The following is a 1839-nucleotide window of genomic DNA, read 5'->3' as shown; positions in this document are numbered from 1 at the left end:
GCGAGCCTAACGGCGTGGGTCACCGATCCTGCCACAGGCCAGCAACCAGCTGGCGTGATGACCATGGTGAAGGAGTCCGCCGCGATGCCAAGCCGCTCGACATCCCCCGCCGAAACCGACCGAACATCAGACTGCCGATACCATCGACTCTCATGACGAGCGTTACCGACCATACCGCCGAGCCCGCTGCCGAGCACATCATCGACATCCACACCACCGCGGGCAAGCTCGCCGAGCTGCACAAGCGCCGCGAAGAGTCGCTGCATCCGGTCGGTGAGACCGCCGTCGAGAAGGTACATGCCAAGGGCAAGCTGACGGCGCGGGAGCGTATCTACGCGCTGTTGGACGAGGACTCGTTCGTCGAGCTGGACGCGCTGGCACGGCACCGCAGCACCAACTTCGGATTGGAAAAAAACCGACCGCTCGGCGACGGGGTGGTCACCGGATACGGCACCATCGACGGGCGCGACGTGTGCATCTTCAGCCAGGACGCCACGGTGTTCGGCGGCAGCCTGGGCGAGGTGTACGGCGAGAAGATCGTCAAGGTGCAGGAATTGGCGGTCAAGACCGGCCGTCCGCTGATCGGCATCAACGACGGCGCCGGCGCGCGCATCCAGGAGGGCGTCGTCTCGCTGGGCCTCTACAGCCGGATCTTTCGCAACAACATCCTGGCATCGGGCGTCATCCCGCAGATCTCGCTAATTATGGGGGCCGCCGCCGGCGGGCACGTCTACTCCCCCGCGCTGACCGACTTCGTCATCATGGTCGATCAGACCAGTCAGATGTTCATCACCGGACCGGACGTCATCAAAACCGTCACCGGTGAGGACGTCACCATGGAAGAACTCGGTGGCGCCCACACTCACATGGTCAAGTCAGGCACCGCGCACTATGTCGCCTCGGGTGAGCAGGACGCCTTTGACTACGTGCGCGAGCTCTTGGGGTACTTGCCGCCCAATAACTTCTCTGACGCGCCGCGCTACGCCGCCGCCGTTCCCGAGGGACCCGTCGAGGAGAACCTCACCGATGAGGACCTGGAATTGGACACCCTGATCCCTGACTCCCCCAACCAGCCTTACGACATGCACGAGGTGATCACCCGAATCCTCGACGAGGACGAGTTCCTAGAGATCCAGGCCGGTTACGCGCAGAACATCATTGTGGGATTCGGGCGAATCGACGGCCGGCCGGTGGGTATCGTCGCCAACCAGCCCACCCAATTCGCCGGCTGCCTGGACATCAACGCCTCGGAGAAGGCGGCCCGCTTCGTGCGGACCTGCGATTGTTTCAACATCCCCATCGTGATGTTTGTGGACGTTCCTGGTTTCCTCCCCGGCACCGATCAGGAGTACAACGGAATCATCCGCCGCGGGGCCAAGCTGCTTTACGCCTACGGCGAGGCTACAGTGCCGAAGATCACCGTCATCACCCGCAAGGCCTACGGCGGCGCGTACTGCGTGATGGGCTCCAAGGACATGGGCTGCGACGTCAATCTGGCTTGGCCGACGGCGCAGATCGCGGTGATGGGGGCTTCGGGTGCTGTCGGCTTCGTGTACCGCCAGCAGCTCGCGCAAGCGGCGGCCGAAGGCCAAAATGTCGACGAGCTGCGGTTGCAGCTGCAGCAAGAGTATGAGGACACGCTGGTCAACCCGTATATCGCTGCTGAGCGCGGGTACGTCGACGCGGTGATTCCGCCGTCGCACACGCGTGGCTATATCGGTACGGCGCTGCGCCTGCTGGAGCGCAAAATCGCACAGACCCCGCCCAAGAAGCACGGGAATATTCCCCTGTGAGTCGAGCGAGCGGAGCGAGCGCAGCGAGCGGAGCGAGCGCAGCGAG

At 63.8% G+C, this 1839-nt stretch carries 1 protein-coding gene; it reads left to right on the top strand.

Annotated elements, in window-relative coordinates; translation table 11 throughout:
• Nucleotides 1-152 precede the first annotated feature (152 nt).
• Entirely contained in the window at nucleotides 153-1793 is a 1641-nt protein-coding gene (locus F0Q45_RS25795) for an acyl-CoA carboxylase subunit beta (protein ID WP_149656563.1), read from the top strand.
• Nucleotides 1794-1839: the final 46 nt, after the last annotated feature.

This window comes from Mycobacterium simiae (genome assembly GCF_008370645.1).
GTDB classification, from domain to species: domain Bacteria; phylum Actinomycetota; class Actinomycetes; order Mycobacteriales; family Mycobacteriaceae; genus Mycobacterium; species Mycobacterium simiae_A.
Note: the sequence above shows the minus strand (reverse complement) of the source record. Positions and strands in the feature narration are given on the sequence as shown.

Bases quoted from the DNA above. Each gene is read 5' to 3' on its own strand.
- F0Q45_RS25795 (WP_149656563.1), top strand. From the start codon at position 153: ATGACGAGCGTTACCGACCATACCGCCGAGCCCGCTGCCGAGCACATC.